Raw genomic sequence first — 23,452 nt, 5'->3', positions numbered from 1 at the left:
GAGGTATGTACATGTTTTCAGCAATGGGACAGCAGGCTTTAACAGGAATAATTGCACACTTGTTTTTCATTGCAGTTACCTGGTGGGCTTTACAGGCATTACACTTTGATAAAATCTTAAGATCCAATTCGGTCATCAAGGCCAGGGTTTTATATATTTTATTAACGGTTGCCATCGGTTCAGTTGTGAGTAATTTCTTCCTTGACTACCTGGGATTTGCAAACCAACTCCCGTATATGTTTAGTAATGACTGATAAGCTGTAAGGCTCTTCTTATAGCAAAATATGATTCTACTCTTGTATTCGCTTTTGCTTCCTGCCATTTGTCAGGTGGAAGGTGTCACCAATTGTCGGAAAACTCGAAGTATGATCTCTCTCCTTATGGAAAGAATGATAAAAGGGGAGGGATTTAACATGTATAATTTAAACAAAAAAATGTTAACATACATAGTATTTCTTGGTTTGATGGTGATTTTAATTGGGAATAGTACGATTGTGGCAGAAAGTAAACCAGATATAGTCAAATTGGTGGGACTGTTACAAAAGGATAAGGATTTGGACATAGGGGATTGGTCTGTACTCGCTAGAGAAATAAATAAAGAGATTACAACTAAACAAGAGTTTGAAAGAGAAGTTACGGCTTTAAAACGAAAATACCCTCAATTTCAATGGCACCGGAAAGATGATGCTTCCGGCTGGAAGGCTGAGGCGTTAACTTACAATGTCAATTCAGGTCTAACCGAGTCCATCAAAATAATGACAACGGAAGAGAAATTTGATAAAGTTACCTATGTCATTTACGAAGTGAAGGGAAAAGAGTGGGAAAAAGCTAATTCGGCATTTTTTACAACTACGTTCCAGAACAGGGTGAATGAACTATTTATAGGGACTCCTTCAATTTTTTCTTGTATTAAAGGGTCTATCAATGATAATATGGATTCGGTTTTAAACGCTAAAACTGAAGACCTGTTAGATATGTTCCAAGCAAGGGAAATTGAGAGTGTGCATGAAACAAACTTTACATCTATATCTGCACATTCAACATTGTTTAAACAACCTTTGACAAAAGAAAAATTAAATTTGCAGTTTGGGCTACGGACAGAAGGATTGGGTGACCGAACGAACTTTGTAGTTGGCACACCAATCATAACGTTTGAATATTAATATAGAGAAAATGGACGCGGAGGGGAATACTTTTGGAAAAAATCATCGTCCGCGGCGGAAAAAGGCTTAGCGGGACAGTTAAAGTAGAAGGTGCTAAAAACGCCGTTTTGCCAGTTATCGCTGCAACATTATTAGCAAGTGATGGGAAAAGTATCATTAAAGATGTTCCTACGCTCTCCGATGTATATACAATCAATGAAGTATTGCGCAACTTAAATGCAGATGTTGCCTTTCATGACAATCAAGTAACTGTAGATGCATCAAGAGAGTTATTAGAAGAAGCACCATTTGAATATGTACGAAAAATGAGAGCTTCCGTTTTAGTGATGGGCTCATTACTAGCAAGGAATGGCCGGGCCCGCGTTGCTCTTCCTGGTGGCTGTGCCATCGGATCACGTCCTATCGACCAGCATTTAAAGGGCTTTGAAGCGATGGGAGCAAAAGTGAAGGTCGGCAATGGTTTCATTGATGCCGAGGTAGAAGGCAGACTTAAGGGTGCAAGAGTGTATCTTGACTTCCCAAGTGTGGGTGCCACTGAAAACATCATGATGGCAGCAACACTTGCAGAAGGTATAACTGTTCTTGAAAATGTGGCCAAAGAGCCTGAAATTGTAGATCTTGCGAACTTCCTTAATAAAATGGGTGCCAAAGTCAGAGGTGCTGGTACTGGTACGATGAGAATCGAGGGTGTCGATAAATTATATGGCACTGAACATGCGATTATACCTGACCGTATCGAAGCCGGTACATTTATGACGGCTGCTGCTCTTACTGGCGGCAATGTTCTTGTTCAAGGCGCTGTACCTGAACACCTTACTTCCCTTATTGCTAAAATGGAAGAAATGGGTGTTGAAATTCTTGAAGAAGAAGATGGATTACGCGTTATCGGTCCAAAAACCTTGAAGGCCATTGATATCAAAACAATGCCGCATCCTGGTTTCCCGACTGATATGCAATCGCAAATGATGGCATTATTATTGCGTGCTGAAGGAACAAGTATGATTACGGAGACCGTTTTCGAAAACCGTTTTATGCATGTTGAGGAATTCCGTCGCATGAATGCCAATATTAAAATTGAAGGTCGTTCTGTTATCGTTAATGGACCAACTAACATACAAGGTGCTGAAGTAGCTGCAACAGATTTACGTGCCGCGGCAGCGCTCATCCTGACTGGATTGGTTGCAGATGGCATTACTCGTGTTACAGAATTAAAGCATCTTGACAGAGGATACGTGAATTTCCATGGTAAATTGGCTTCTCTAGGTGCCGATGTGGAACGTATTAACGAAGATGTACCTGCAGAAACAAAAAAAATTGCCGATTTAAACGCATAAGATAGCTTATAAAACCATTCACGTTCGAGTCATTGAAACGTGAATGGTTTTTTTGTCTTGTATCAGGCATTCATGGCCTCCAGCTAAATGGTTGTCGTTTTTCTATTCATAAAAGCTTGTCCTTCGACATACATTTGTTATGTAAAGATACCTGCCGGATAGTGATTTACGGCAGAGAAAACAAGTGTAGGGAGGCTCAGGAATTTGAAAGCAATCAAACCGATGATTGTACTATTCATAGCAGTAGCATTCGTAATTATCATGATTCCAGCAGTGCTTGTGCTTCCATTTTCAAATGATAAGACAAGTGGAGAGTTAGCCGAACAATTAGAAAAAAAAGTGAAGAATGAAGGTAAAGAGGTAAGTGCAAATGAAATGAGTTCCGTTGAAGTTGCTGTTTACCGTACATCTGCAAGAAAGATTGAAAAACTGCCGATTGAAACGTACTTAGCTGGTGTAGTAGCGGCTGAAATGCCAGCGGATTTCGAGGAAGAAGCACTTAAGGCACAAGCATTGACAGCGAGAACCTACATTGTCAATCAGCTCCTAAGCGAAAGTCGATTAGGCTTGCCTGATGGTGCCGATGTAAGCGATACGGTCATGCACCAAGTTTATAAGAATAATGATGAGCTGAAAAAACAGTGGGGCTCTGATTATAAATGGAAGATGAAGAAAATTAACAAAGCAATAAAGGATACAGCGGGTCAAATTCTAACCTATGAAGGAAAACCGATTACTGCGACTTTTTTTTCGACCAGCAATGGCTACACTGAGAATTCCGAGGACTATTGGCAAGCGGATTTCCCCTATTTAAAAAGCGTATCCAGTCCTTGGGATAAACAGGAATCACCAAAGTTTTATAATAAAGTTGTTGTGAACACTGCAGATTTTGAAAGCAAACTGGGTGTAAGTCTATCGTCGGGAACAACAATAGGAACTGTCATTGAAAGAACATCAGGCAATCGCGTAGGTGTGGTGAAAATCGGAGGAAAGAAAATGACAGGAAAACAGATCCGTGAAAAGCTGGGTCTGACATCATCCGATTTTAACTGGGAGCGTCAAGGCAACCAGATTGTCATCACGACAAAAGGATCTGGGCACGGAGTTGGAATGAGCCAATACGGTGCTAATGGAATGGCCAGGGAAGGGAAAACCTATGAAGACATCGTAAAATATTATTATAAAGGCGTTAAAGTTCAGTCTTCAAGTAAGTGGCTGAATACGATGACGGCAAAAAAATGAGAGATGGGGAATCCCATCTCTCATTTTTTTGTGCTTATTTTTTCTATAATGGTCAAAAAGCCTCGTTCATGCTTAAAATAATGATATTGGACATGAAAATACACAGCAGCTACTCCAATGATATCTTTAATGACATCTATTAAGGTAGCGGAGCGGTATGGGATGAATGATTGGTGATATTCATCTATAACTCCGTAAAAGCATGCTGCTATGGCCGCCAACAAGCTTAATCCAGGTTTCAGTTTGTGGTTTGCAGCAAGAGCAGAAACCAATAATACATATAAAAGGGCAAATTCGACTAGATGAAGTGCCTCTTTGATAAATCGGTCAATTGAGGATGATGGAAGATCAAGAATCATATCATCGGGGTTGCTCGACATTATCCAAATGGCAATCATATATAGAAAAGGCAATAACGTTAACACGATTTTAAAGGCTTTTTTCATGAATTAAACACCCTTCAATAGTTAGATACCAAACATTTTACCATTCTACGAATAAAATCGGTTTCATTTCCACAAAATAAATCTAAAATTTTTTTTATCTGAATGTATATAATCTTACCAAAATGTTCAGAATGATTGCTGAGGTGATTAATATGAGAGAGGAAGAAAAGAAACCAACTTCCACAATCCGACGTATACTAAAACAACGTTGGGCATTATCAGCAATCTATATCGCAAGTGCAGCCATAATCTTAGCCGCGGCCTTCTTATTACAAAATAGTTTTAATGATTCAGCTAAGGATGGCAAAGAGGAATCAGCTGAAACAGGAAAAAACTATAATCAGCCTTCTGTCGAGGTTAATAGTAATCTTGAGACAATCAAGATGCCTGTAGCCGATGCAGACAAAACGGTTATTAAGAAACAGTTTTATGATGTGAATGCGGATGAAAAGGCACAAGAAGAAGCGTTGGTATTCTACAACAATAGATATGAGCAAAACAAAGGTATAGACATTGCAATGAAAGATGGAAAATCTTTCGATGTAAAAGCTTCACTAAGTGGAAATGTATCGAAAGTCCAAGACGATGCGTTACTTGGAAATTTAGTTGAAGTACAGCATGAAGATGGTGTAGTTACTCGTTATCAATCTGTTAAAGACATTAAAGTTGCAGTCGGTGACAAAGTGAAACAAGGGCAAGCAATTGCTACAGCTGGAAAAAGCCAAATCAATGAAGAGGCGGGCGTGCATGTCCACTTCGAAATCAGAAAAGATAACATTGCGTTAAATCCACTTGATTTTGTCGATAAACAAGCTTCTGCCCTTCAATCGGCAACTGAAGCTGAAGGCAGCGAACTTGACGATTCAGCTAAAAAAGAAGAAACACCTGCGGTTGACGAAACTGAAACTGATAAAGAAGAAGCACCTGCAGTCGAAGGATCTAAAACGGATAAGAAAGAATCACCTGCAATCGAAGAATCTGAAACTGGCACGGATGAATCGCCTGCCGTTGATGAAACTGACGAGAGCACTGATTTAGAGAGTGGCACAGATGAAGAAGGCTCTGTCCCAGGTGAAGATACAACTGAGGAAAGCGATTCCTTAAAAGATTCGTTAAAACAATCTAATTAAGATCAAGATTTTTAATAATATCAAAACAAAAAACCTTGAGCGTTACGAATGACAACAACTGAAAATTTGGTAAAAGGAAGCCGTTCATTTTGAACGGCTTCCTTTTTTCTTTCGAGGAAATATTGGCCGATATGCTGGAACATTTGAATTTCCGACAAATTTCTCGGGAAATAATTTGTTCTTAAGGAAAATAAACAGTTGAAAATCAGAAATAAATCCAAACCTCCTGTCCCATTAGGCATATATTCTTAACCAAGCTAATAAGATGTTATAAACCATGCAAAGAGAGTGTTTGAGGTGAGGAATCGTTTATTACAAATTATCTAATAGGTGAATAATTCTATCTTTCATTGTTTATAGGGCAGCGGTATTCGATTCGAAAAATACGAATCTCATTTCACACTTCTCACATCCAATTTGGGGAGGTCGAGTGGTGTGCACGATTACATCAAAGAAAGAACTATCAAGATAGGAAAGTATATCGTGGAAACTAGAAAAACAGTCCGCGTCATTGCAAAAGAGTTCGGAGTCTCCAAAAGCACAGTTCATAAAGACTTAACTGAGAGGCTGCCAGAAATTAATCCTGATTTGGCTAACGAAGTGAAGGATATATTGGATTATCACAAATCCATTCGTCACCTTCGAGGTGGAGAAGCGACAAAGTTAAAATATAAACGATCGGAAAGAGAAGAAGAAATCGTCAAATAATCTTTGTGATATCATTCCGGCATTTGGAAGCGAATCCAGCAATCAGGGGATGAATAAAGAGACATGGAATTGTGTCAGCTTTTTTCTTAACCTAGACTGCGGTTCCTTGCCGGAATTTTTTTGTGGGGAAAGACCGAAGATAGTACATAAGGCTTCGGATTTTTTTACATATTGGAAAAAGAGGTAAAAATAGTAAGTATTAGTGTTTATTTATAATTCATACTTACTTGTGCCAATGCAATATGGTAAAATAAACAATTAGGACAGAAGTAGGTTATATGTGAGGATATTCAAGGAGGATTTAAGAAATGTTTGCTAGAGATATTGGGATAGATCTTGGAACAGCCAATGTTCTTATACATGTCAAAGGTAAAGGAATTGTGTTAAATGAGCCTTCGGTAGTAGCGATTGATAAGAATACGAACCGTGTTCTTGCTGTCGGGGAAGAAGCTCGTAAAATGGTAGGCCGTACTCCAGGAAACATCATCGCAATTCGTCCATTAAAAGACGGGGTCATTGCGGATTTTGATGTAACAGAATCGATGCTTAAGCATTTTATCAATACATTGAATGTGAAAGGCTTCCTTTCAAAGCCTAGAATTTTGATCTGCTGCCCGACGAACATAACAAGTGTCGAACAAAAGGCGATTAAAGAAGCTGCTGAAAAAAGCGGAGGGAAGAAAGTATTCCTTGAAGAAGAACCAAAAGTGGCTGCAATCGGTGCCGGCATGGATATTTTTCAACCAAGCGGCAATATGGTCGTGGACATTGGCGGGGGTACAACGGATATTGCCGTCCTTTCAATGGGGGATATCGTTACATCTTCTTCCATTAAAATGGCCGGTGACAAATTCGATAATGAAATTTTACATTATATCAAGCGGAAGTATAAGCTTCTGATTGGTGAACGTACAGCGGAAAACATTAAAATTCAGGTTGCAACAGTCTTCCCTGGTTCCCGTAATGAAGTCATCGATATTCGTGGACGAGATATGGTATCAGGATTACCTAGAACCATTTCGGTCAATTCGGAAGAAATTGAGGAAGCTCTTCGTGAGCAGGTTTCAATCATTGTACAAGCTGCAAAAAGCGTACTTGAGCGGACACCGCCTGAACTTTCTGCTGATATCATCGATCGCGGCGTCATTTTAACAGGCGGGGGAGCGTTGCTTCACGGGATTGATTTACTCCTCGCTGAAGAGCTTAAGGTCCCAGTACTCGTTGCCGAACACCCGATGGATTGTGTAGCAATTGGAACTGGAATCATGCTTGATAATATGGATAAATTGCCACGGCACAAATTCAACTAAAAAGCGGATGGAAATCTGCATCATAAGATAGGGGTCTAAGGTTCAGACAAACATGAGGCATAGTGAAAGTGCGTGCAGTTCTAGTACTAATGAGCAATAGGCCCTCTTCTTTTAGTCGAGAATTTAACACCATTCCTTTAAATCTGACCTAGCCTACGATACATATAAATTCTTCTGCCTAATGCTAGTCCTTTTCCTTAAGATACTGACGTTCATGACCGATAAGATAAATATGAGAAATTGAACGGGATAAGTTATGTAGAATGAGGAGTGAAGAGGATGTTAAGAGGTTTTTATACAGCTGCTTCCGGGATGCTTACACAGCAAAGGCGCACAGAATTGCTCACAAACAATATGTCCAATGCGAATACAACAGGGTATAAAGCAGATCAAATGAGTGTAAGGTCTTTTCCGGAAATGCTTATCAGCAACATAGATGGCAAAACGGTTCCTGCGGAGAATAAATTGAATTTGCCTGAATTATCCCAGGTCGGGGGGCTCAGTACCGGGGTTTACGTACAGGAGGCAAATCCTTTATTTACCCAGGGTACATTGGAGGAAACCGAGCTTAATACAGATATTTCCTTGGCCGATGAAAACCTTCCGATCAATGAAGAAACCGGTCTGCGAGGGTCGATGTTTTTTACTGTTCAGGATGGTGATGGTGGCATCCGTTATACGCGCAACGGCAGTTTCACTCTAGATGGACAAGGTTATCTGACTACACCTGCCGGTCATTATGTATTGAATGAAAATAATAATCGGATCCAGCTTGATAGCGATCAGTTCACCGTAACGGAAAACGGTGTTATTTTAGAAGGGAATGTTCAAACGGCACGTCTCGGCATCGGTTATTCAGATGATCCATCATCACAGCTCATTAAGGATGGGGAAGGCCTTTATAAGGCTGTGAAAGATGGGAAGTTACCTAGCGCATACACGTCTGAAGGGGTCGGTTTTTCTACTAAGCAAGGGTTCCTTGAAGGCTCTAATGTCGACCAATCGAGAACGATGACAGAAATGATGTCGGCATACCGCTCTTTTGAAGCGAGTCAGAAGGTTCTCCAAGCCTATGATAAAAGTTTGGATAAAGCGGTCAATGAAGTTGGCAGGCTTTAATTGAACATTAGCAGAAAACCGCCTTTGGAAATTTGGACATGTAAGGGGAATATACATGAATCGTACCATGATGACAGCGACAAATACGCTGAACCAGCTTCAAAGTAAAATTGATCAAATAAGTAACAATATCGCTAATGTGGACTCGACGGCCTACAAAAAGACCCAAACGAGCTTCAATGACTTACTGACACAGAGTTTCAATAATCAACCGAGTGAGACCAAGGAAAAAGGAAGGCTGACCACACCTGGCATTCGGCAGGGAACAGGTGCTAAGATAAGCCAGTCTCAATTGGTGCTTTCACAGGGGTCCTTAAAGACTACGGACCGTAATCTTGATGCTGCATTCACTAGTGAAGACCAATTCTTCACCGTAAGCGTTCAGAACGGTAAAGGGGTCAATACAAGGCTTACAAGGGATGGCGCCTTTTATTTATCTCCAAATGCGAATGATCAGGACCAAATGGTGCTCGTTACCTCTGCTGGACATCAGGTGCTTGATGAAAATGGTGACCCGATCCTTATTGACGGAAATGTTAGAGACATTAAGATTTCGGAAAATGGTTTTTTGACGGTCGATACGGAAGAATACGGAAAAAAGAGTTTTGGGCTCGGCATCGTCTCGATAAATAAGCCGCAATTTCTTGAGCGGCTAGGCGGAAATTTACTTGGCCTGCCCGGAAACATCAAGGAATTGGGTGTAACTGATGACGATATCATGACCGCATTAACAGGGGATTCCCGCAACCAAATAGCTATCCGTCAAGGAACTCTGGAGTCCTCAAATGTCGATCTTTCCAAAGAAATGACGGATCTTATCAATGTTCAGCGGTCTTATCAATTTCAATCCCGGGCTGTAACGATGGCTGATCAAATGAGCGGATTAATCAATGGAATCCGTTAAGTTATCGGGGAAAATAAAATGTCTCCCTGCGGAATTATAGCAAATCGGTTATAATGAATTCATATCAAAGAGAATCGTTTGTCCATAGCTGCCTATTTTCTGGAGTATGGGGGAAATCAGTCGGCGAGTTTTCTTAGAAAAAGGAGCTTTCACATTCTATATGGAACAAAATCGTGTAATGAGACAACAAATTGAAGAAGAGATAAAGGAAGTTGAGACGAAACCGAATCGTAGAATCAAGGTCCGTCTTTTGCCAATTTGGCTTCGTTTACTCATTGTTATCGGATTGATTTTCATTGCTGTGTTATCCGGGGCACTTATAGGATACAGTGTGATCGGGGGAGGACATGCAATGGATGTTTTCCAAAAATCCACATGGACCCATATTATTGATATAGTGAACAAGGACGCGTAGTTCCATTGAGGTAGTTGCTGTCGTTAACGGATTTATATTACATAGCAACTACGCCTCTGTCTTTATGGCAGGGGCGAGTTAACGTTATGTTAGAAATATTTAAATCATAGGAGGAACAAAAATGCTTGATATCACACAAATAAAGGAAATTATTCCGCATCGTTACCCATTCTTATTAGTGGACCGGATCATAGAAATAGATGAAGGGAAAAGAGCGGTAGGTTTGAAGAATGTCTCAGCTAATGAAGAATTCTTTAATGGTCATTTTCCGGATTACCCAGTTATGCCTGGTGTTTTAATTGTAGAGGCTTTAGCGCAAGTTGGCGCTGTAGCGGTTTTGAAACAAGAAGAATATAAAGGACGGCTTGCATTTTTTGCTGGAATTGATAATTGCCGCTTTAAAAAGCAAGTAAAACCAGGTGATCAACTGCGCCTGGAAGTGGAAATAGTGCGTATGAGAGGCTCAATGGGTAAAGGGAAAGCAGTGGCAACGGTAGACGGAGAAGTAGCATGTGAAGCCGAAATCATGTTTGCCTTTGGTGACAAATAAGAAGTGCATTCATTTTCGGGGAAAGAAAATGGACTAATATGACTATATTTTTAAAAGTGGTTTAAGGAATCGTGCAGCGGTGTATATATTAAAGAGTACTGCAGGGGCTTTTTTAATTAGACCCTTTCCATTCTCCCTTTGAATGCCGGACATTTTTATATGTCCGGCATTTTTTAATGATTAAATTCCAATAAATATGAGGTAAGTGTATTTCCTTTTTAAAATTAAAATAGGACGCAAGTTATTTTCTCATTCGGGCAAAATAACTAATGATAAAGAAGGAAAGGAGGTTGCCAAAAATGAAGAAAAGAATTTTTGCACTAATTGGGGGATCTTTATTATCTATTATGTTCCTTGCTGGATGTGGAACGAATGATAAGGATAATGACAACAAACCCGCACCAGAAGATAATAACAACATCATAGATAAGGATAAAAATGGTGTAAAGGATAACAACGGCACGGATAACAACGACTTGAATGATGATAATAATGATGTGATTGACAATGACAATGACAATGACGATAATGATTCAAATGACTTGATTGACAAGAAACACGACGACAATAAGTAATTAGCACAGATTGAAAAAGACTGGCTTAGTTAAGAAGAGGATTATCATCCTTATTCGTCTAAGTCAGTCTTTTTTGTGTATATTCGATTAGGGAAATAAAGGGGGGGTTATTTATTCGTAGCTAATTTAGGCTTTGAACGGATTTTTTGCTTGAACTCATTTATTAATTCATCGCCGACGAGACCTTTTTGGACTAAATCGTCAAGAAGAAGTTCAGCATATTTGCTACGCGTTTTTTGGATGTGACCAACGAATAATAGGCTATAATGGTTGCCTACTTTTCTTATGGTGCGTAAAACAGTGTGAAACAATGCCGGTTCATTGTCCTTTTTGGTAATGACGGCCTGGATATAAACCTCTCCGTCTATATTGGGGAGTGAGGGTTCAAGCTCTTTGAAATGCTTTTCTTCTACAAAGGCTTCCAGTAACCATGTTCTAGCATCGTTTTCTTTATTTATTATTAGTCCATCTGTTAATACAATATCAATCAATTGTAAATTCTCAGTAACAATTTGCAACGAAATTAATTTAAATGATTTCATCTAATTCCTCCATTTCTTGCCAGAAGAGTGATAAAAGCCCCTTCTTAAACGTAAATTTTTATTCTATCTGGAATGGTTCATGTCGATTAATCCTTTTAAAGGTAATTATATCATACTAAAAGATAGTCCCTTAATGAAATGAAAACCCAGCAATTGTCTAAATTATGCAGGATAGAATAAAAATTTGCAAAATATTAAATTTTGTTAACAATGCGTTTATTACTTGATTTTAATCGAAAAAAATTGATTTTACATCAATTCAAACGGTTTTTTAAGAAGGAAAAGGGTGGAATAATGCCATTTCCTTCATTTTTTATTGGAAGGTAGAACGAGTATGATAAAAGCATATTAAAGAGGAAGGAGTGAAAAAATGATTAACCAAGTTACCCTCGTCGGCAGGCTTACGAAGGATCCCGAATTAAGATATACACCAGACGGCAAGGCTGTTTCCAATATAACGTTAGCGGTCAACCGGAACTTTCGTAATACAGTAGGCGATTATGAGGCGGACTTTGTACAGTGCATCATATGGAAAAGGTCTGCTGAAAATACTGCTCAGTACTGTAAAAAGGGTGCCTTAATCGGTATCACAGGCAGAATACAGACAAGGAGATACGAAAATCAAGAGGGTAAAAATGTATATGTTACTGAAGTGGTCGCCGAGAGGGTTCAATTCATCGCATCTAAACAAAACGATATTAAACCCAAGGATTTTGAACATATTGGCTTATAGTCTTACGTGGAGGTCGAGCATGAGTAAAGGATATAAAGCTTGCCTCCGGGCAGGAGCAAGCTCGCTTTTAGACAATGCATGAGAAAAAGCGGATGGAAGAACTCATAAGTGATTTGATCCGTCATGTGGCGAAGACCCATGTGAAAACTTCGAATAATGAATATGAATTAGTACAGATTAATTTGATGCTTACTCAACTGAAAACACAAAACAAGTATTTATACGAACATAATGAAAAATTAATGCAACGAATTTCAGCACTTGAACAAAGCATAAAATATTCCGATGACGAAAAAACTTCTGTAAAGCTTGACTGTAGTATTAGTTCATTTTCATCCCTTACTTCCCCAAAGCAAATATAGCTTTTTCCTCGCTGGAAACTCCGATTTACCCTCATTTGGAATCAAGTTTTCTGATTCCCCTCTTTCATAGACTGCAAATAAGCAGTCTTTTTTTATGCCAAAATGTGAGTGTATAAAAAATAAAAAAATATTCTGTTAAATTAGAATTTTTAGAAAATATATTGTAAAATTTTAATTTTGATGCAATAATAAACCAAATAATGTAATGGGAAAAAAGTTATATATAGGAAGTGATTTGATGGAAGAACCAATTATTAAGGTGAATGGGCTGCGAACCAGCTTTCGTACTGACGATGGGGTGATTCCTGTCGTAAATTCAATCGATTTTCACGTCAATCCTGGTGAAGTTTTAGGGATTGTAGGAGAATCAGGATGCGGAAAAAGCGTAACTTCTTTATCCATCATGGGTCTGGTTTCTTCACCTGCTGGTAAGGTGGAGGGAGAAATCCTCTTTAAAGGGGAGAATATCGCAAATGCCTCTGAAGCGAAAATGAGAAAGATTCGCGGGAATGACATAGCGATGATATTTCAGGAACCGATGACAAGCTTGAATCCTGTGTTCACTATTGGAGAGCAGTTGGTTGAGACGCTTCGGATACATAAAAAATGGAACAAAAAACAGGCCCGACATAGAGCGGTGGAAATGTTGAAGCTGGTTGGGCTTGGCCGTGCCGAGGAATTGCTCAAAGAATATCCGCATCAGCTTTCGGGTGGAATGAGACAAAGGGTCATGATAGCAATGGCCATGATTTGCGAGCCGAAACTCCTTATAGCCGATGAACCGACAACGGCTTTGGATGTGACGATCCAGGCACAAATCCTAGAGTTAATGAAGAATTTAAATAAAGAAACAGACACGGCAATCATGATGATTACCCATGATCTTGGCGTTGTAGCGCAAATGTGTGAACGTGTCATTGTCATGTATGCCGGCAAGGTGATAGAGGAAGGAAATGTGCAAACGATTTTCCAAAACCCTAAACATCCTTATACGGTCGGTTTACTTCAGTCGATTCCCGATATGCGAATAAAGAAAGATCGCCTTTACTCGATACCGGGCAATGTGCCAAAACCTGGGACAAGCAACCTCGGGTGCCAGTTTGCCCCCCGGTGCTCCCATGCCATGGAGCAATGTATAAATGAGACCCCGTCTCTATTGAAATTTGATGAGGGCAGGCATGTTCGCTGCTGGCTGTATGAAGATGGGAAAGGAGCTGCCTTGCATGAATCAAACATTGGTTAAGGTAGAAAACCTAAAGAAGCATTTTCCAATCAAAGGAGGGGTTCTCGGAAAGACCATCGGAGAGGTCAAGGCAGTTGATGGTTTGTCTTTTTCCATTTATAAAGGGGAAACCTTAGGTCTTGTCGGTGAAAGCGGTTGCGGAAAGTCGACGACGGGAAGATTATTGCTTCGATTGCTTGAGCCGAGTGAAGGGAATGTTTATTTCGAAGGAAAGGACCTGACGGCTTTATCTTCCCGTGAAATGAGAAAAATGCGCCGTGAAATGCAGATGGTCTTCCAGGACCCATTCGCTTCCCTCAATCCCAGGCATACTATTGAAAAAATATTGGAGGAACCGCTCATCGTTCATGGGGTTAAAGATAAAAAGGCGCGTAAGGCACGTGTGCAGGAACTTCTTAAGGTTGTTGGCTTAAGCAGTTACCATGCTAAAAGGTATCCGCATCAATTCAGTGGGGGCCAGCGGCAGCGTATTGGCATCGCCAGGGCACTTGCGGTAAACCCAAAGCTGATCATTGCCGATGAGCCGGTATCTGCACTGGATGTGTCGATTCAGGCCCAGGTCTTGAACCTCCTGCAGGATTTGCAGGAAGATTTTGATTTGACTTACCTTTTCATTGCCCATGATCTTGGAGTGGTGAGGCATATCTCCGACCGTGTCGGTGTCATGTATCTTGGACATATCGTTGAATTGACGGAAAGTGAAGGACTATATGAAGATCCGCTTCATCCATATACGCAGGCTTTACTATCAGCCGTGCCCATCCCGGATGTGGAATACAAAGGGGATAGGGTAATCCTGCAGGGTGATGTTCCAAGCCCATCTAACCCGCCAAGCGGTTGTCCCTTCCATACGAGATGCCCGCAGGCCATGGCAGAGTGCAAATCAGTAAAACCAGTCTTGCATGAGCATAAACCCGGTCACTACGTTGCTTGTCATTTATACAATTGACATTTAACGTACACATAAATTTTTAAAAAAATAAAGGGGGAAGAATATGAAGAAGACATTGGCTTTAGTGTTGACTACTATCCTGGCGCTCTCACTTGCACTTGCAGGATGCTCCTCGTCTACATCAAAAGAGAAAGATGATGATAAAGGGGGATCAAATGAAGCAAAAGGGGGCGTATTGATTTACGGTAAAGGCGGCGATGCAGTTTCACTAGATCCCGCTATAGTAACGGATGGTGAATCATTTATCGTCACACAGCAGGTTTTTGAAACACTTGTAAAATACGGGGAAGATAATACGGAAATAAAGCCAGGTCTTGCAGAATCATGGAAAGTTTCAGATGACGCAAAGACATATACATTCAAATTGAAAACCGGCATCAAGTTCCATGATGGCTCGGATTTCAATGCAGAAGCAGTTGTTAAAAACTTTCAGCGCTGGGCACAAAGTAAGGATGAAGCTAAATTTGCATACTATGCCTCTATGTTTGGCGGCTTTGAAGGTGATGAAGGTCATGTTATCAAAGAGGTAAAAGCCATTGATGATAATACAGTGGAATTCACGTTAAATCGTCCGCAGGCACCATTCTTGAAAAACATTGCGATGCCTACATTTGCCATAGCAAGTCCAACTGGCTTTGAAAAAGATGCAGACAATTTCGGTAAGAATCCTTCCGGAACAGGTCCATTCAAATTCAAATCATGGAAACCAGGCGATACGATTGAAGTGGTGAAAAATGATGATTATTGGCAAGATGGACTGCCAAAGCTTGATGGAATCACGTTTAAAGTCATTAAAGATAACTCCGCTCGTTTAAATGCTGTAATCAAAGGTGAAGTTGATCTAATGGACGGGTTAAATCCAAGTGATATAAGCAAAGTAACAGGGGATGACAAACTACAAATATTCGAACGTCCATCCATGAATGTCGGCTACTTTGCATTCAATGTTGAAAAAGCACCATTCAACAAAAAGGAAGTACGCCAAGCCATCTCTCACCTAATTAACAAAAAAGAAATCATTGATAACTTTTACGAAGGCACAGCAGAGCCTGCCAAGAATCCAATGCCGCCATCTGTTTCTGGCTACAATGACAACATTGAAGACTATGACTACGATGTAGAAAAAGCTAAGGAATTACTTAAAAAGGCTGGACTAGAAGATGGGTTCAAAATGGACCTTTGGGCAATGCCGGTACCACGTCCATATATGCCAGATGGTCAAAAAGTGGCTGAAGCCATTCAAGCAAGCTTAAAACAAGTAGGCATTGAAGCAAATATCGTTTCGTATGAATGGGCTGCATACTTAGAGAAAGTGCAGGCTGGTGAAGCTCAATCTTTCATGCTAGGCTGGACAGGCGATAATGGAGATGCGGATAACTTCCTTTACACATTATTGGATAAAGATAATATCGGCTCCAACAACTATGCCCGTTATGCAAACGAGGAAGTCCATAAGCTATTGATCGAAGCTCAGTCCACTGCTGATGAAGCCAAGCGTAATGAGTTATACGGAAAAGCTCAGGAAATCATTCATGAAGAAGCACCATGGGTTCCACTTGTACACTCTTTACCACAACTTGCTGGAACTAAGACAATAAAAGGATTCGTTCCGCATCCAACCGGTTCTCAATCTTTAGTTAACGTGTCTATAGAGAATTAACCGTACGAATCGGGGAGTATGGATTTATGCATGCTGCCCGGTTTTGTTATGGAATGCATTTCAAAATGATCGAGGGCGCTTCGAAGGACCCTTATTTAAAAGGCGGGTGATTGTTTTGTTTTCCTATACCGTACGACGTTTAGGATCTCTCATTCCAGTGTTACTCGGAATGGCATTTATTGTATTCATGATGATTCGGGCGATCCCTGGAAATCCAGCACAAGTAATTTTAGGACAGCAAGCAACAAAAGAGGCAGTTGCGGCAATGACAAAGGAACTCGGTTTGGATAAACCTTGGTTCATTCAATTTTGGGATTATTTATCTGGCCTGTTAAAGGGTGACCTGGGTGTATCGTTAAAAACGAATAGTCCGGTTTCCGAAGAAATCGGGCCATACCTAATGGCCACTATTGAGCTTGCATTGATCGCCATGATCATCGCAGTGGTCATTGGTGTAAATGCAGGGATAATATCAGCATGGTTCCAAAACTCATGGTTTGATTATGTAGCCATGGTGATTGCATTGATTGGGTTGTCCATGCCTATATTCTGGCTGGGATTAATGGAGCAATACATCATTTCAATTCAATGGGATTTACTTCCGACAACAGGGCGGGATAATATCAGGGATCCCGTTGCGGCCATAACGGGCTTGTATTTGATGGATACACTCATTGCTGGCAGGGTGGATCAGTTTTTTGAAGTGATCAAACATCTCATTTTGCCAGGAATTGCGCTTGCGACCATTCCGATGGCCATCATTGCAAGGATGACACGTTCGTCCATGCTGGAGGTTATGAGGTCGGATTTCATCCGTACAGCCCGTGCTAAGGGGATGAGAATGTTTTGGGTCGTTTACAAGCACTCCTTCAAGAATGCATTAATTCCAGTGGTGACGGTTATCGGCCTGCAGACAGGATTACTTTTAGGCGGCGCCATTTTAACGGAAAACATTTTTGGGTGGCCAGGTATCGGTACATATATTTATGATGCAATACTATCCCGGGATTATCCGGTCATACAGTCCGGAATTCTGGTCATCGCCTTTTTGTTTGTCATGATTAATCTTGTTGTGGACTTGTTGTATGCAGCGATCGATCCTAGGATTAAGTATAAATAGGGAGGGAAACTCATGCCTGAAATTGCAACGAATACATCGCCAATCCTTCCTCCTAAAGAAACAGAGGAAAAAGTCATCTCTCCCTGGAAGGAAGGATGGAAAAGCTTTAAGAAAAATAAGGTAGCCCTTGTTGGTATGGGGATTGTCTTATTTTTCATCTTAATCGCCATCTTCGCGCCGCTTATAGCACCCTATTCATTTGAGGGGCAAAAGCTAAGTGACAAACATTTGGCACCGTCTGCGGAACACTGGTTTGGAACGGATGAATTTGGCCGTGATATTTTGAGCAGGGTCATTTATGGCTCGCGCATATCAATAGGAGTCGGCTTTTTATCTGTAGCAGGGTCTGTCGTGGTTGGATCTTTTTTTGGAATCATTGCCGGGTATTACGGTAAGTGGATAGATACAATAATATCGAGGGTCTTTGACATCATTCTGGCATTCCCAAGTATATTGCTTGCCATTGCCGTAGTGGCCGTTTTGGGGCCTTCTCTTCGCAATGCACTCATTGCCATTGCCATCGTCAACATCCCTATATTCGGGAGGCTTTTACGTTCGAGAGTTTTAACGGTGAAAGAAGAGGAATATGTAACAGCTGCCAAGGCAATAGGAATGGGGGATGGCAGGATTCTACTTCACCACGTCCTTCCGAACAGCCTTGCACCCATCATCGTTCAAGGTACTTTGGCGATTGCCACCGCCATCATTGAGTGTGCAGCACTCGGGTTCCTTGGTCTCGGTGCTCAACCGCCGGCACCAGAGTGGGGTAAAATGCTTGCCGATTCGAGGTCATTTATCATTCAGGCACCATGGACGGTGCTGTTTCCTGGTCTTGCGATTATGCTAACTGTCCTCGGCTTTAACTTAATGGGTGATGGACTGCGCGATGCTTTGGATCCAAGAATGAAAAACTAGAAGTAAATGGGTGATGTTAGTTTTAACATCACCATCTTTTTGTCGATTATCTTGTGAATCTATTAATTTATGAAAAATAATGACAATATCCTAGTTCTAAATAGGAAAATAGTGACTATTATCTCTTAAATCACCCCAAAAGTTGTGATACTTTTATACTCAGTAAGAAAATTCCAAATATTCATTATTTTAGAGGAGGAAAAGTTCATTGATTAAACGTAGCTTGTCCATTCTAGCAATCTTTCTATTAGTGTTTACTGCAAGCGTTTCCGCTGCCCAGCTTCCGAATTCACCGAGCGGCTCTGGTGAAGGGAAGAAAAATCAGCAGAATATCCTGAAGTTGAAGAAAAACGATATGGGAAAGAATTATAAAAGTAACGAGAAGGTCAGGGTCATCGTAGAGATGAAGGAAGCGCCTGCGATAGAAATAGCTTCCAAAGAGGGTAAGCTATTTAAACAGTTATCGAAAAGTAAGAAACAACAATTAAAGTCTGAAAAGCTGGCTAACCAGAAGAAATTGAAAAAAAAGGTGAAAGCGAAAAAAATAGCTTTCAAGGAACTTGAAAGCTTTACGACAGTCGTCAATGGGTTCAGTGGTGAACTTCAGTATGGTGAAATCAAAAAGGTGGAAGCCATGCCTGAAGTTGCTGAGGTACATATAGCGAATGAATATGAACGTCCTGTAGAAAAACCCGAGATGCTTTATAGTAAAGAACTTGTCCAAGCCCAGGAAGCTTGGCGGAAATATGGATATAAAGGCGAAGGGATGGTCGTCGGGATTATCGATACTGGAATCGACCCATCACACCGTGATATGGTCCTAAACGACGAGAATAAGGCAGAACTGACTGAAAGTGAAATTAGCGGAATAAAGGAATCTAGCCATCTATTAGGCAACTATTATACGGCGAAGGTACCTTATGGATACAATTACATGGATGAAAATGAAGAAATCCTTGACCTTGGTGAAGGGGCCTCCATGCATGGAATGCATGTAGCAGGAACAGCTGGCGCCAATGGGGATGAAGAGAATGGCGGCATTAAAGGGGTTGCTCCTGAAGCCCAGCTGCTAGCATTGAAGGTCTTCGGAAATGATCCCGCCATGCAAACAACTTGGGGCGATATATATATTAAGGCAATTGACGATGCAATCATCCTTGGGGCAGATGTGCTGAATATGAGCCTTGGTTCCACTGCAGGTTTTGTATCAGCAGAAGATCCTGAGCAGCAGGCGGTATCTAGAGCTGTTGATAATGGGATTCTCATGTCGATTTCAGCAGGAAACTCGGCTCACTTTGGAAATGGATTTGCAAACCCGTCAGCCTCGAACCCGGATATTGGAGTTTCAGGTTCACCTGGACTTGCTTATGATTCGGTACAAGTTGCATCGGTCGAGAATAACTATATGGATTTGGATGCGGCGACATATGATATAAACGGGCAAGCAGGAAAAGCGCCGTTCATGTCGGCCTCAAGCGTACATCCCAATGCATTAAAGGATAAAACATATGACTTGGTCGCTGCAGGTCTTGGGACGCCAGGGGAGCTTTCCAAAGTGGATGTAAAAGGAAAATTCGCCCTCATCGAGCGCGGCACGCTTTCTTTTATAGAAAAAGCGCAAAATGCCCAGGCAGCAGGAGCGGCTGGCGTGATTATTTTCAATAATGCTGACGGATATATCTCCATGGCTACAGATCCAAGCATCACCATTCCGCAGCTGTTTATGTTGAAATCGGATGGTGCAAAGCTGAAAACGGCCTTAATGGATGGAGAAAAGGTGAAGATTACCTTTAATGGTGATAAAACAAAAGCTGTAAATCCAGAAGCAGGAAAAATGAGCTCATTCAGTTCATGGGGAGTCGCACCGAACCTGGACTTCAAACCGGAAATCACTGCTCCAGGCGGACAAATTTATTCGACGTTGAACAATGATGAATATGGTATGATGAGCGGTACTTCGATGGCTGCACCACATGTTTCCGGCGGCTCTGCACTGGTTCTTGAAAGAGTGGATAAAGACTTTAAATTAGATGGATTTGCCCGGGCAAATTTGGCTAAGAACCTGATGATGAATACTTCAAAACCATTAACGGATCAGGGTGTCGTAAATAAGGCCCTTGACTGGGATAACCCTTACTCGCCTCGCAGGCAAGGAGCTGGAGTCATGCAGCTGCAAGCCGCATTGTCCACACCAGCTGTTGTGACGGAGGCATTCACGAAAGAAGCGAAGGTTGCAATGAAGGAGATCGGCAATAAGTTCGCGTTTACTTTAAAGGTTGAAAACTTCAGCAACAAAGCAGTCAAATATGATGTAAAAGGAAATATCCAAACAGACTATGCAATCCAGGGACAACTGGGTTATTCCGCTAACCAGTTAGAAGCACAGGAAATTAAGGACGCTTCAATTAAAATCAATAATAGAAATACAAATAAGATTACCGTACCTGCAAAAAAATCGGTTACATTCGAAGTGAAAGTGGACATATCCAATGCAAAGGTGCTTGGAGATGACCTTCAGACTCTTGTAGACATTGACAAGGTCTTCCCAAATGGATATTTTGTTGAAGGGTTCATATCATTGAAGGATCCAGCTGACACTCATCCGGAACTGCATGTACCGTATGTAGGGTTTAAAGGGAAATGGGACAAGGCACCGATCCTGGATGGCACTATATATGATAAAGAGTCTTTCTATGGCAGGGCAGGAGGAGTATCGACAGCAGGGAAAGATTTCACTTATCTTGGCTATGACCCTGCAGGAAAAACATTTAATGGCAAAAATATTGCCATTTCCCCCAATGGCGATGGAGCACAGGATGACTTCGTGCCGGTCCTATCATTCTTGAGAAATGCGAAAAAGGTAGAGTTCAATATATTGAATGGTGAGAACAAATCAGTCCGGAAAATTCGCACGGAGAATAATGTGCGAAAGGACTATTATGATGGTGGAAAAGGGTCTGCATACACAATTAATCCAGCCCGTAAATGGGACGGTAAAATCAATAATGCACTCGCTAAGGATGGGGTCTATTATTTTGAAATCAAAGCGATGATAGATTACGAGGGTGCAAAATGGCAGACGTTTAAAATGCCTATCAAAATCGATACGGTAAAGCCGACAGTCAAGATTTCGAAAAAAGGTAATGTATTAACCATCCAAGGTAAGGATAATTTGAATGGTTCAGGACTTGCCTATTACGATGTACAAGTCGATGGAGCATCCATAATGGAAGAGCCGCTTCCAGCGAATGCGAAACAATTCACTCTACCTGATGTAAAAGGGGAAAAGGTTCAGGTAGTGGCAATTGACTATGCAGGTAATGAAAAAACGGCTGAAACTGAATTAGCTAATGATTCAGCTCCAATCGATAATCATGCACCAGCTGTAAAGATCAAAAGTCCTGAGGCCTTAAGCGTGAACAATAAAAATAAAATCAAAATAACAGGAGATATTGAAGAAGCGTCGGAAATCAAAGAATTTAAAATCGATGATAAAACGGTCCCTGTAACGTATAACAAAACGAATAATAAATATGAATTCACTTATGAAAAGAAGTTTGAAGATGGCGTCCAAAACTTTACGGTTAAAGCAACGGACAAATGGGATAACACGGTTTCCTTTAAACGGACGATTATGGTCGATGCAACAAAACCAGGTTTAAAAGTAAAAGGTGTACCGGCAACTGTGGGAGTCAAAGGCAAAAATCCAAAAGTGGATGTGACGGTAGAAGATAATTTCGATGAAATCCGCCTTTATCTAAACGGAAGCGAAGTTTTCTATAATGAATTCAAGGAACCATATAAAATGCGTGCCTATAAGAAGAAGATAGAGGATTTGGAACTGCCGCTTAAATCAGGCAACAACAAGTTTGAATTTAAGGTGACCGATCTTGCAGGAAATGAATCGAAGAAATCCTTTAACATCAATAAAGCAAAAAAATGACCAAAAACAGCCCTCTTATCCAAGAGGGCTGCAGTTTGTAGACATAATTGATTTTACCGATAGTTTTTTTGAGGGTTTGTGTAATTAGAACGTTGATTGGAACTTTTTTAAAGAAAGGCTGTTTTCACATACTTTGTTGCTATTTACCAGGTAGTGAGTTGTGGTTGATTTCCCCTCCAGATGCTCGCTTTCCGCGGGGCGGGCGGTGAGCCTCCTCGGTCTCACCTGTCCTGCTGCTCCCGCAGGAGTCTCGCACTTCCGCTCCAATCAAACTTAAATAGTTTCGTTTTAAAAACAACAATCTTTACGAAAAGAGCCTAAAGAAAAAACTGAAGGCAAACTCGCTTTATTCAAATTTGTCTTCAGTATGAGTCCTCTTATCCAAGAGGGCTTTTTTTCCGGATTATGGATTTGAAGTATAATTCTTTAGGTGTAGTTTCCTGTGTTTTCACTGTGCTAATATGGAAATCTATTAGTGGGGAATTATTTTTATTATTTAGCAGGTATTTGGTGAAAGATAAAGGAATTAGGTATAAAGAATCATAAAAAAGGAGGATGTCTATGATTTATAAGAAGAAATCGAGCAAAAAGGTATATAGTCGTGGAATTACAGTGAAATTTGAAGAAATAGGAAGCCACAGGTCAAATCTTACAAAACCAAGTTTTTTTGATGCACTTCAGCACGTCAATTCTCCATTTGAAAAGGAGCCCCGCTCGGATTCACCCTATAAGGATTATCCCCTATGTCAGGAGGTTACCCTTTCCTTTTTTGAAAAGGGTGCTAAAACATCTATTAATTATGACCCCCACCAAGAAAAAATCACCATTGAGGAAAGTTCAGATGAATATCAGCAGAATAAGGGTGAGGCGCTTACCGCAATCCTCGATCATATTATGATCAATCATGGAAATCACCATTCTTTTTTCATCATCCAACCGAAAGAGTGGAATGTAAAAAGGAAGGCCGCTACCCCGTGATATCCTCTTTAACTTTCTTAGGCAGGTGACTGTCGTTAAGTGAAACGTAATTCGACAACTTCTTTACCCACTCAGATTGTTCAGTTCAATAAGAATGGGGCTGCCAAG

At 40.8% G+C, this 23,452-nt stretch carries 23 protein-coding genes; 21 read left to right on the top strand and 2 right to left on the bottom strand.

The genetic code is table 11. The features are described from left to right. Nucleotides 1-11 precede the first annotated feature (11 nt). The 4 genes from ACFX4L_RS01480 to spoIID all read left to right on the top strand — a co-directional run bounded on the left by ACFX4L_RS01480 (nucleotide 12) and on the right by spoIID (nucleotide 3,739). Entirely contained in the window at nucleotides 12-254 is a 243-nt protein-coding gene (locus tag ACFX4L_RS01480; RefSeq protein ID WP_101223821.1) for a DUF1146 family protein, read from the top strand. Between the two features lie 159 nt (nucleotides 255-413). After that, nucleotides 414-1,163 carry a YwmB family TATA-box binding protein gene (locus ACFX4L_RS01475; RefSeq protein ID WP_377403670.1) on the top strand — a complete coding sequence of 250 codons (750 nt, stop codon included), beginning with the start codon at nucleotides 414-416 and terminating at the stop codon, nucleotides 1,161-1,163. Between the two features lie 32 nt (nucleotides 1,164-1,195). After that, on the top strand, nucleotides 1,196-2,497 hold the full coding sequence (gene murA, locus ACFX4L_RS01470) for a UDP-N-acetylglucosamine 1-carboxyvinyltransferase (RefSeq protein ID WP_089362013.1): 1,302 nt from the start codon (nucleotides 1,196-1,198) through the stop codon (nucleotides 2,495-2,497). Nucleotides 2,498-2,701: 204 nt separating this feature from the next. Continuing rightward, a complete protein-coding gene (spoIID, locus tag ACFX4L_RS01465; RefSeq protein WP_377380996.1) occupies nucleotides 2,702-3,739 on the top strand; it encodes a stage II sporulation protein D in 1,038 nt (345 codons plus the stop codon). Between the two features lie 20 nt (nucleotides 3,740-3,759). Here spoIID and ACFX4L_RS01460 read toward each other — a convergent pair whose 3' ends face one another. Further along, complete coding sequence (locus ACFX4L_RS01460) at nucleotides 3,760-4,185, bottom strand: VanZ family protein (RefSeq protein ID WP_377380994.1); 426 nt, start codon at nucleotides 4,183-4,185, stop codon at nucleotides 3,760-3,762. Between the two features lie 152 nt (nucleotides 4,186-4,337). Between ACFX4L_RS01460 and spoIIQ the strand changes: the two genes are divergently transcribed. The 8 genes from spoIIQ to ACFX4L_RS01420 all read left to right on the top strand — a co-directional run bounded on the left by spoIIQ (nucleotide 4,338) and on the right by ACFX4L_RS01420 (nucleotide 10,896). Then, on the top strand, nucleotides 4,338-5,315 hold the full coding sequence (gene spoIIQ / locus ACFX4L_RS01455; RefSeq protein ID WP_377380991.1) for a stage II sporulation protein SpoIIQ: 978 nt from the start codon (nucleotides 4,338-4,340) through the stop codon (nucleotides 5,313-5,315). 435 nt (nucleotides 5,316-5,750) lie between these two features. Then, the gene (spoIIID, locus tag ACFX4L_RS01450) at nucleotides 5,751-6,023 is read left to right on the top strand and encodes a sporulation transcriptional regulator SpoIIID (protein ID WP_034315767.1); all 273 of its coding nucleotides are present in this window, start codon (nucleotides 5,751-5,753) and stop codon (nucleotides 6,021-6,023) included. A 308-nt stretch (nucleotides 6,024-6,331) separates the two neighbouring features. Further along, a complete protein-coding gene (gene mreB / locus ACFX4L_RS01445) occupies nucleotides 6,332-7,333 on the top strand; it encodes a rod shape-determining protein (RefSeq protein ID WP_057911932.1) in 1,002 nt (333 codons plus the stop codon). 279 nt (nucleotides 7,334-7,612) lie between these two features. Beyond that, nucleotides 7,613-8,452: a flagellar hook-basal body protein gene (locus tag ACFX4L_RS01440; protein ID WP_284469208.1), complete on the top strand. Its 840-nt coding sequence runs from the start codon at nucleotides 7,613-7,615 to the stop codon at nucleotides 8,450-8,452. 55 nt (nucleotides 8,453-8,507) lie between these two features. After that, nucleotides 8,508-9,356, top strand: a complete 849-nt coding sequence (locus ACFX4L_RS01435) for a flagellar hook-basal body protein (RefSeq protein ID WP_284469209.1) — start codon at nucleotides 8,508-8,510, stop codon at nucleotides 9,354-9,356. A 160-nt stretch (nucleotides 9,357-9,516) separates the two neighbouring features. Then, the gene (locus ACFX4L_RS01430) at nucleotides 9,517-9,771 is read left to right on the top strand and encodes a DNA-directed RNA polymerase subunit beta (RefSeq protein WP_061466309.1); all 255 of its coding nucleotides are present in this window, start codon (nucleotides 9,517-9,519) and stop codon (nucleotides 9,769-9,771) included. Between the two features lie 121 nt (nucleotides 9,772-9,892). Next, nucleotides 9,893-10,321, top strand: coding sequence for a 3-hydroxyacyl-ACP dehydratase FabZ (gene fabZ / locus ACFX4L_RS01425; protein WP_061465660.1), 429 nt, complete (start codon nucleotides 9,893-9,895; stop codon nucleotides 10,319-10,321). A gap of 299 nt (nucleotides 10,322-10,620) precedes the next feature. After that, complete coding sequence (locus ACFX4L_RS01420) at nucleotides 10,621-10,896, top strand: hypothetical protein (protein ID WP_377380984.1); 276 nt, start codon at nucleotides 10,621-10,623, stop codon at nucleotides 10,894-10,896. Nucleotides 10,897-11,003: 107 nt separating this feature from the next. On the opposite strand, the gene ACFX4L_RS01415 is transcribed toward ACFX4L_RS01420, so the two are convergent. Beyond that, complete coding sequence (locus tag ACFX4L_RS01415) at nucleotides 11,004-11,438, bottom strand: YwpF family protein (protein ID WP_377403668.1); 435 nt, start codon at nucleotides 11,436-11,438, stop codon at nucleotides 11,004-11,006. 370 nt (nucleotides 11,439-11,808) lie between these two features. Between ACFX4L_RS01415 and ssb the strand changes: the two genes are divergently transcribed. The 9 genes from ssb to ACFX4L_RS01370 all read left to right on the top strand — a co-directional run bounded on the left by ssb (nucleotide 11,809) and on the right by ACFX4L_RS01370 (nucleotide 23,344). Beyond that, nucleotides 11,809-12,171: a single-stranded DNA-binding protein gene (gene ssb, locus ACFX4L_RS01410; protein ID WP_377380978.1), complete on the top strand. Its 363-nt coding sequence runs from the start codon at nucleotides 11,809-11,811 to the stop codon at nucleotides 12,169-12,171. Nucleotides 12,172-12,263: 92 nt separating this feature from the next. Continuing rightward, entirely contained in the window at nucleotides 12,264-12,533 is a 270-nt protein-coding gene (locus ACFX4L_RS01405; RefSeq protein ID WP_284469212.1) for a hypothetical protein, read from the top strand. 238 nt (nucleotides 12,534-12,771) lie between these two features. Further along, a complete protein-coding gene (locus ACFX4L_RS01400) occupies nucleotides 12,772-13,776 on the top strand; it encodes an ABC transporter ATP-binding protein (RefSeq protein ID WP_155727488.1) in 1,005 nt (334 codons plus the stop codon). Continuing rightward, nucleotides 13,757-14,725 (top strand): ABC transporter ATP-binding protein, encoded by a 969-nt coding sequence (locus tag ACFX4L_RS01395; RefSeq protein WP_061465654.1) that lies wholly within the window; start codon nucleotides 13,757-13,759, stop codon nucleotides 14,723-14,725. The genes ACFX4L_RS01400 and ACFX4L_RS01395 overlap by 20 nt, the downstream gene beginning before the upstream one ends. A 46-nt stretch (nucleotides 14,726-14,771) precedes the next feature. After that, on the top strand, nucleotides 14,772-16,388 hold the full coding sequence (locus ACFX4L_RS01390) for an ABC transporter substrate-binding protein (protein ID WP_377403666.1): 1,617 nt from the start codon (nucleotides 14,772-14,774) through the stop codon (nucleotides 16,386-16,388). Nucleotides 16,389-16,503: 115 nt separating this feature from the next. Continuing rightward, nucleotides 16,504-17,508 carry an ABC transporter permease gene (locus tag ACFX4L_RS01385; protein ID WP_061465651.1) on the top strand — a complete coding sequence of 335 codons (1,005 nt, stop codon included), beginning with the start codon at nucleotides 16,504-16,506 and terminating at the stop codon, nucleotides 17,506-17,508. A 12-nt stretch (nucleotides 17,509-17,520) separates the two neighbouring features. After that, on the top strand, nucleotides 17,521-18,423 hold the full coding sequence (locus ACFX4L_RS01380) for an ABC transporter permease (RefSeq protein ID WP_089362004.1): 903 nt from the start codon (nucleotides 17,521-17,523) through the stop codon (nucleotides 18,421-18,423). Nucleotides 18,424-18,631: 208 nt separating this feature from the next. Then, on the top strand, nucleotides 18,632-22,366 hold the full coding sequence (locus ACFX4L_RS01375; RefSeq protein ID WP_377403663.1) for a S8 family serine peptidase: 3,735 nt from the start codon (nucleotides 18,632-18,634) through the stop codon (nucleotides 22,364-22,366). A 561-nt stretch (nucleotides 22,367-22,927) separates the two neighbouring features. After that, nucleotides 22,928-23,344: a hypothetical protein gene (locus ACFX4L_RS01370; RefSeq protein WP_284469215.1), complete on the top strand. Its 417-nt coding sequence runs from the start codon at nucleotides 22,928-22,930 to the stop codon at nucleotides 23,342-23,344. Nucleotides 23,345-23,452: the final 108 nt, after the last annotated feature.

Source organism: Peribacillus sp. YIM B13482 (assembly GCF_042787975.1).
GTDB lineage: Bacteria > Bacillota > Bacilli > Bacillales > DSM-1321 > Peribacillus > Peribacillus simplex_A.
The sequence above is the reverse complement of the archived record's forward strand: the minus strand, read 5'-3'. Positions and strand labels throughout refer to the sequence as shown.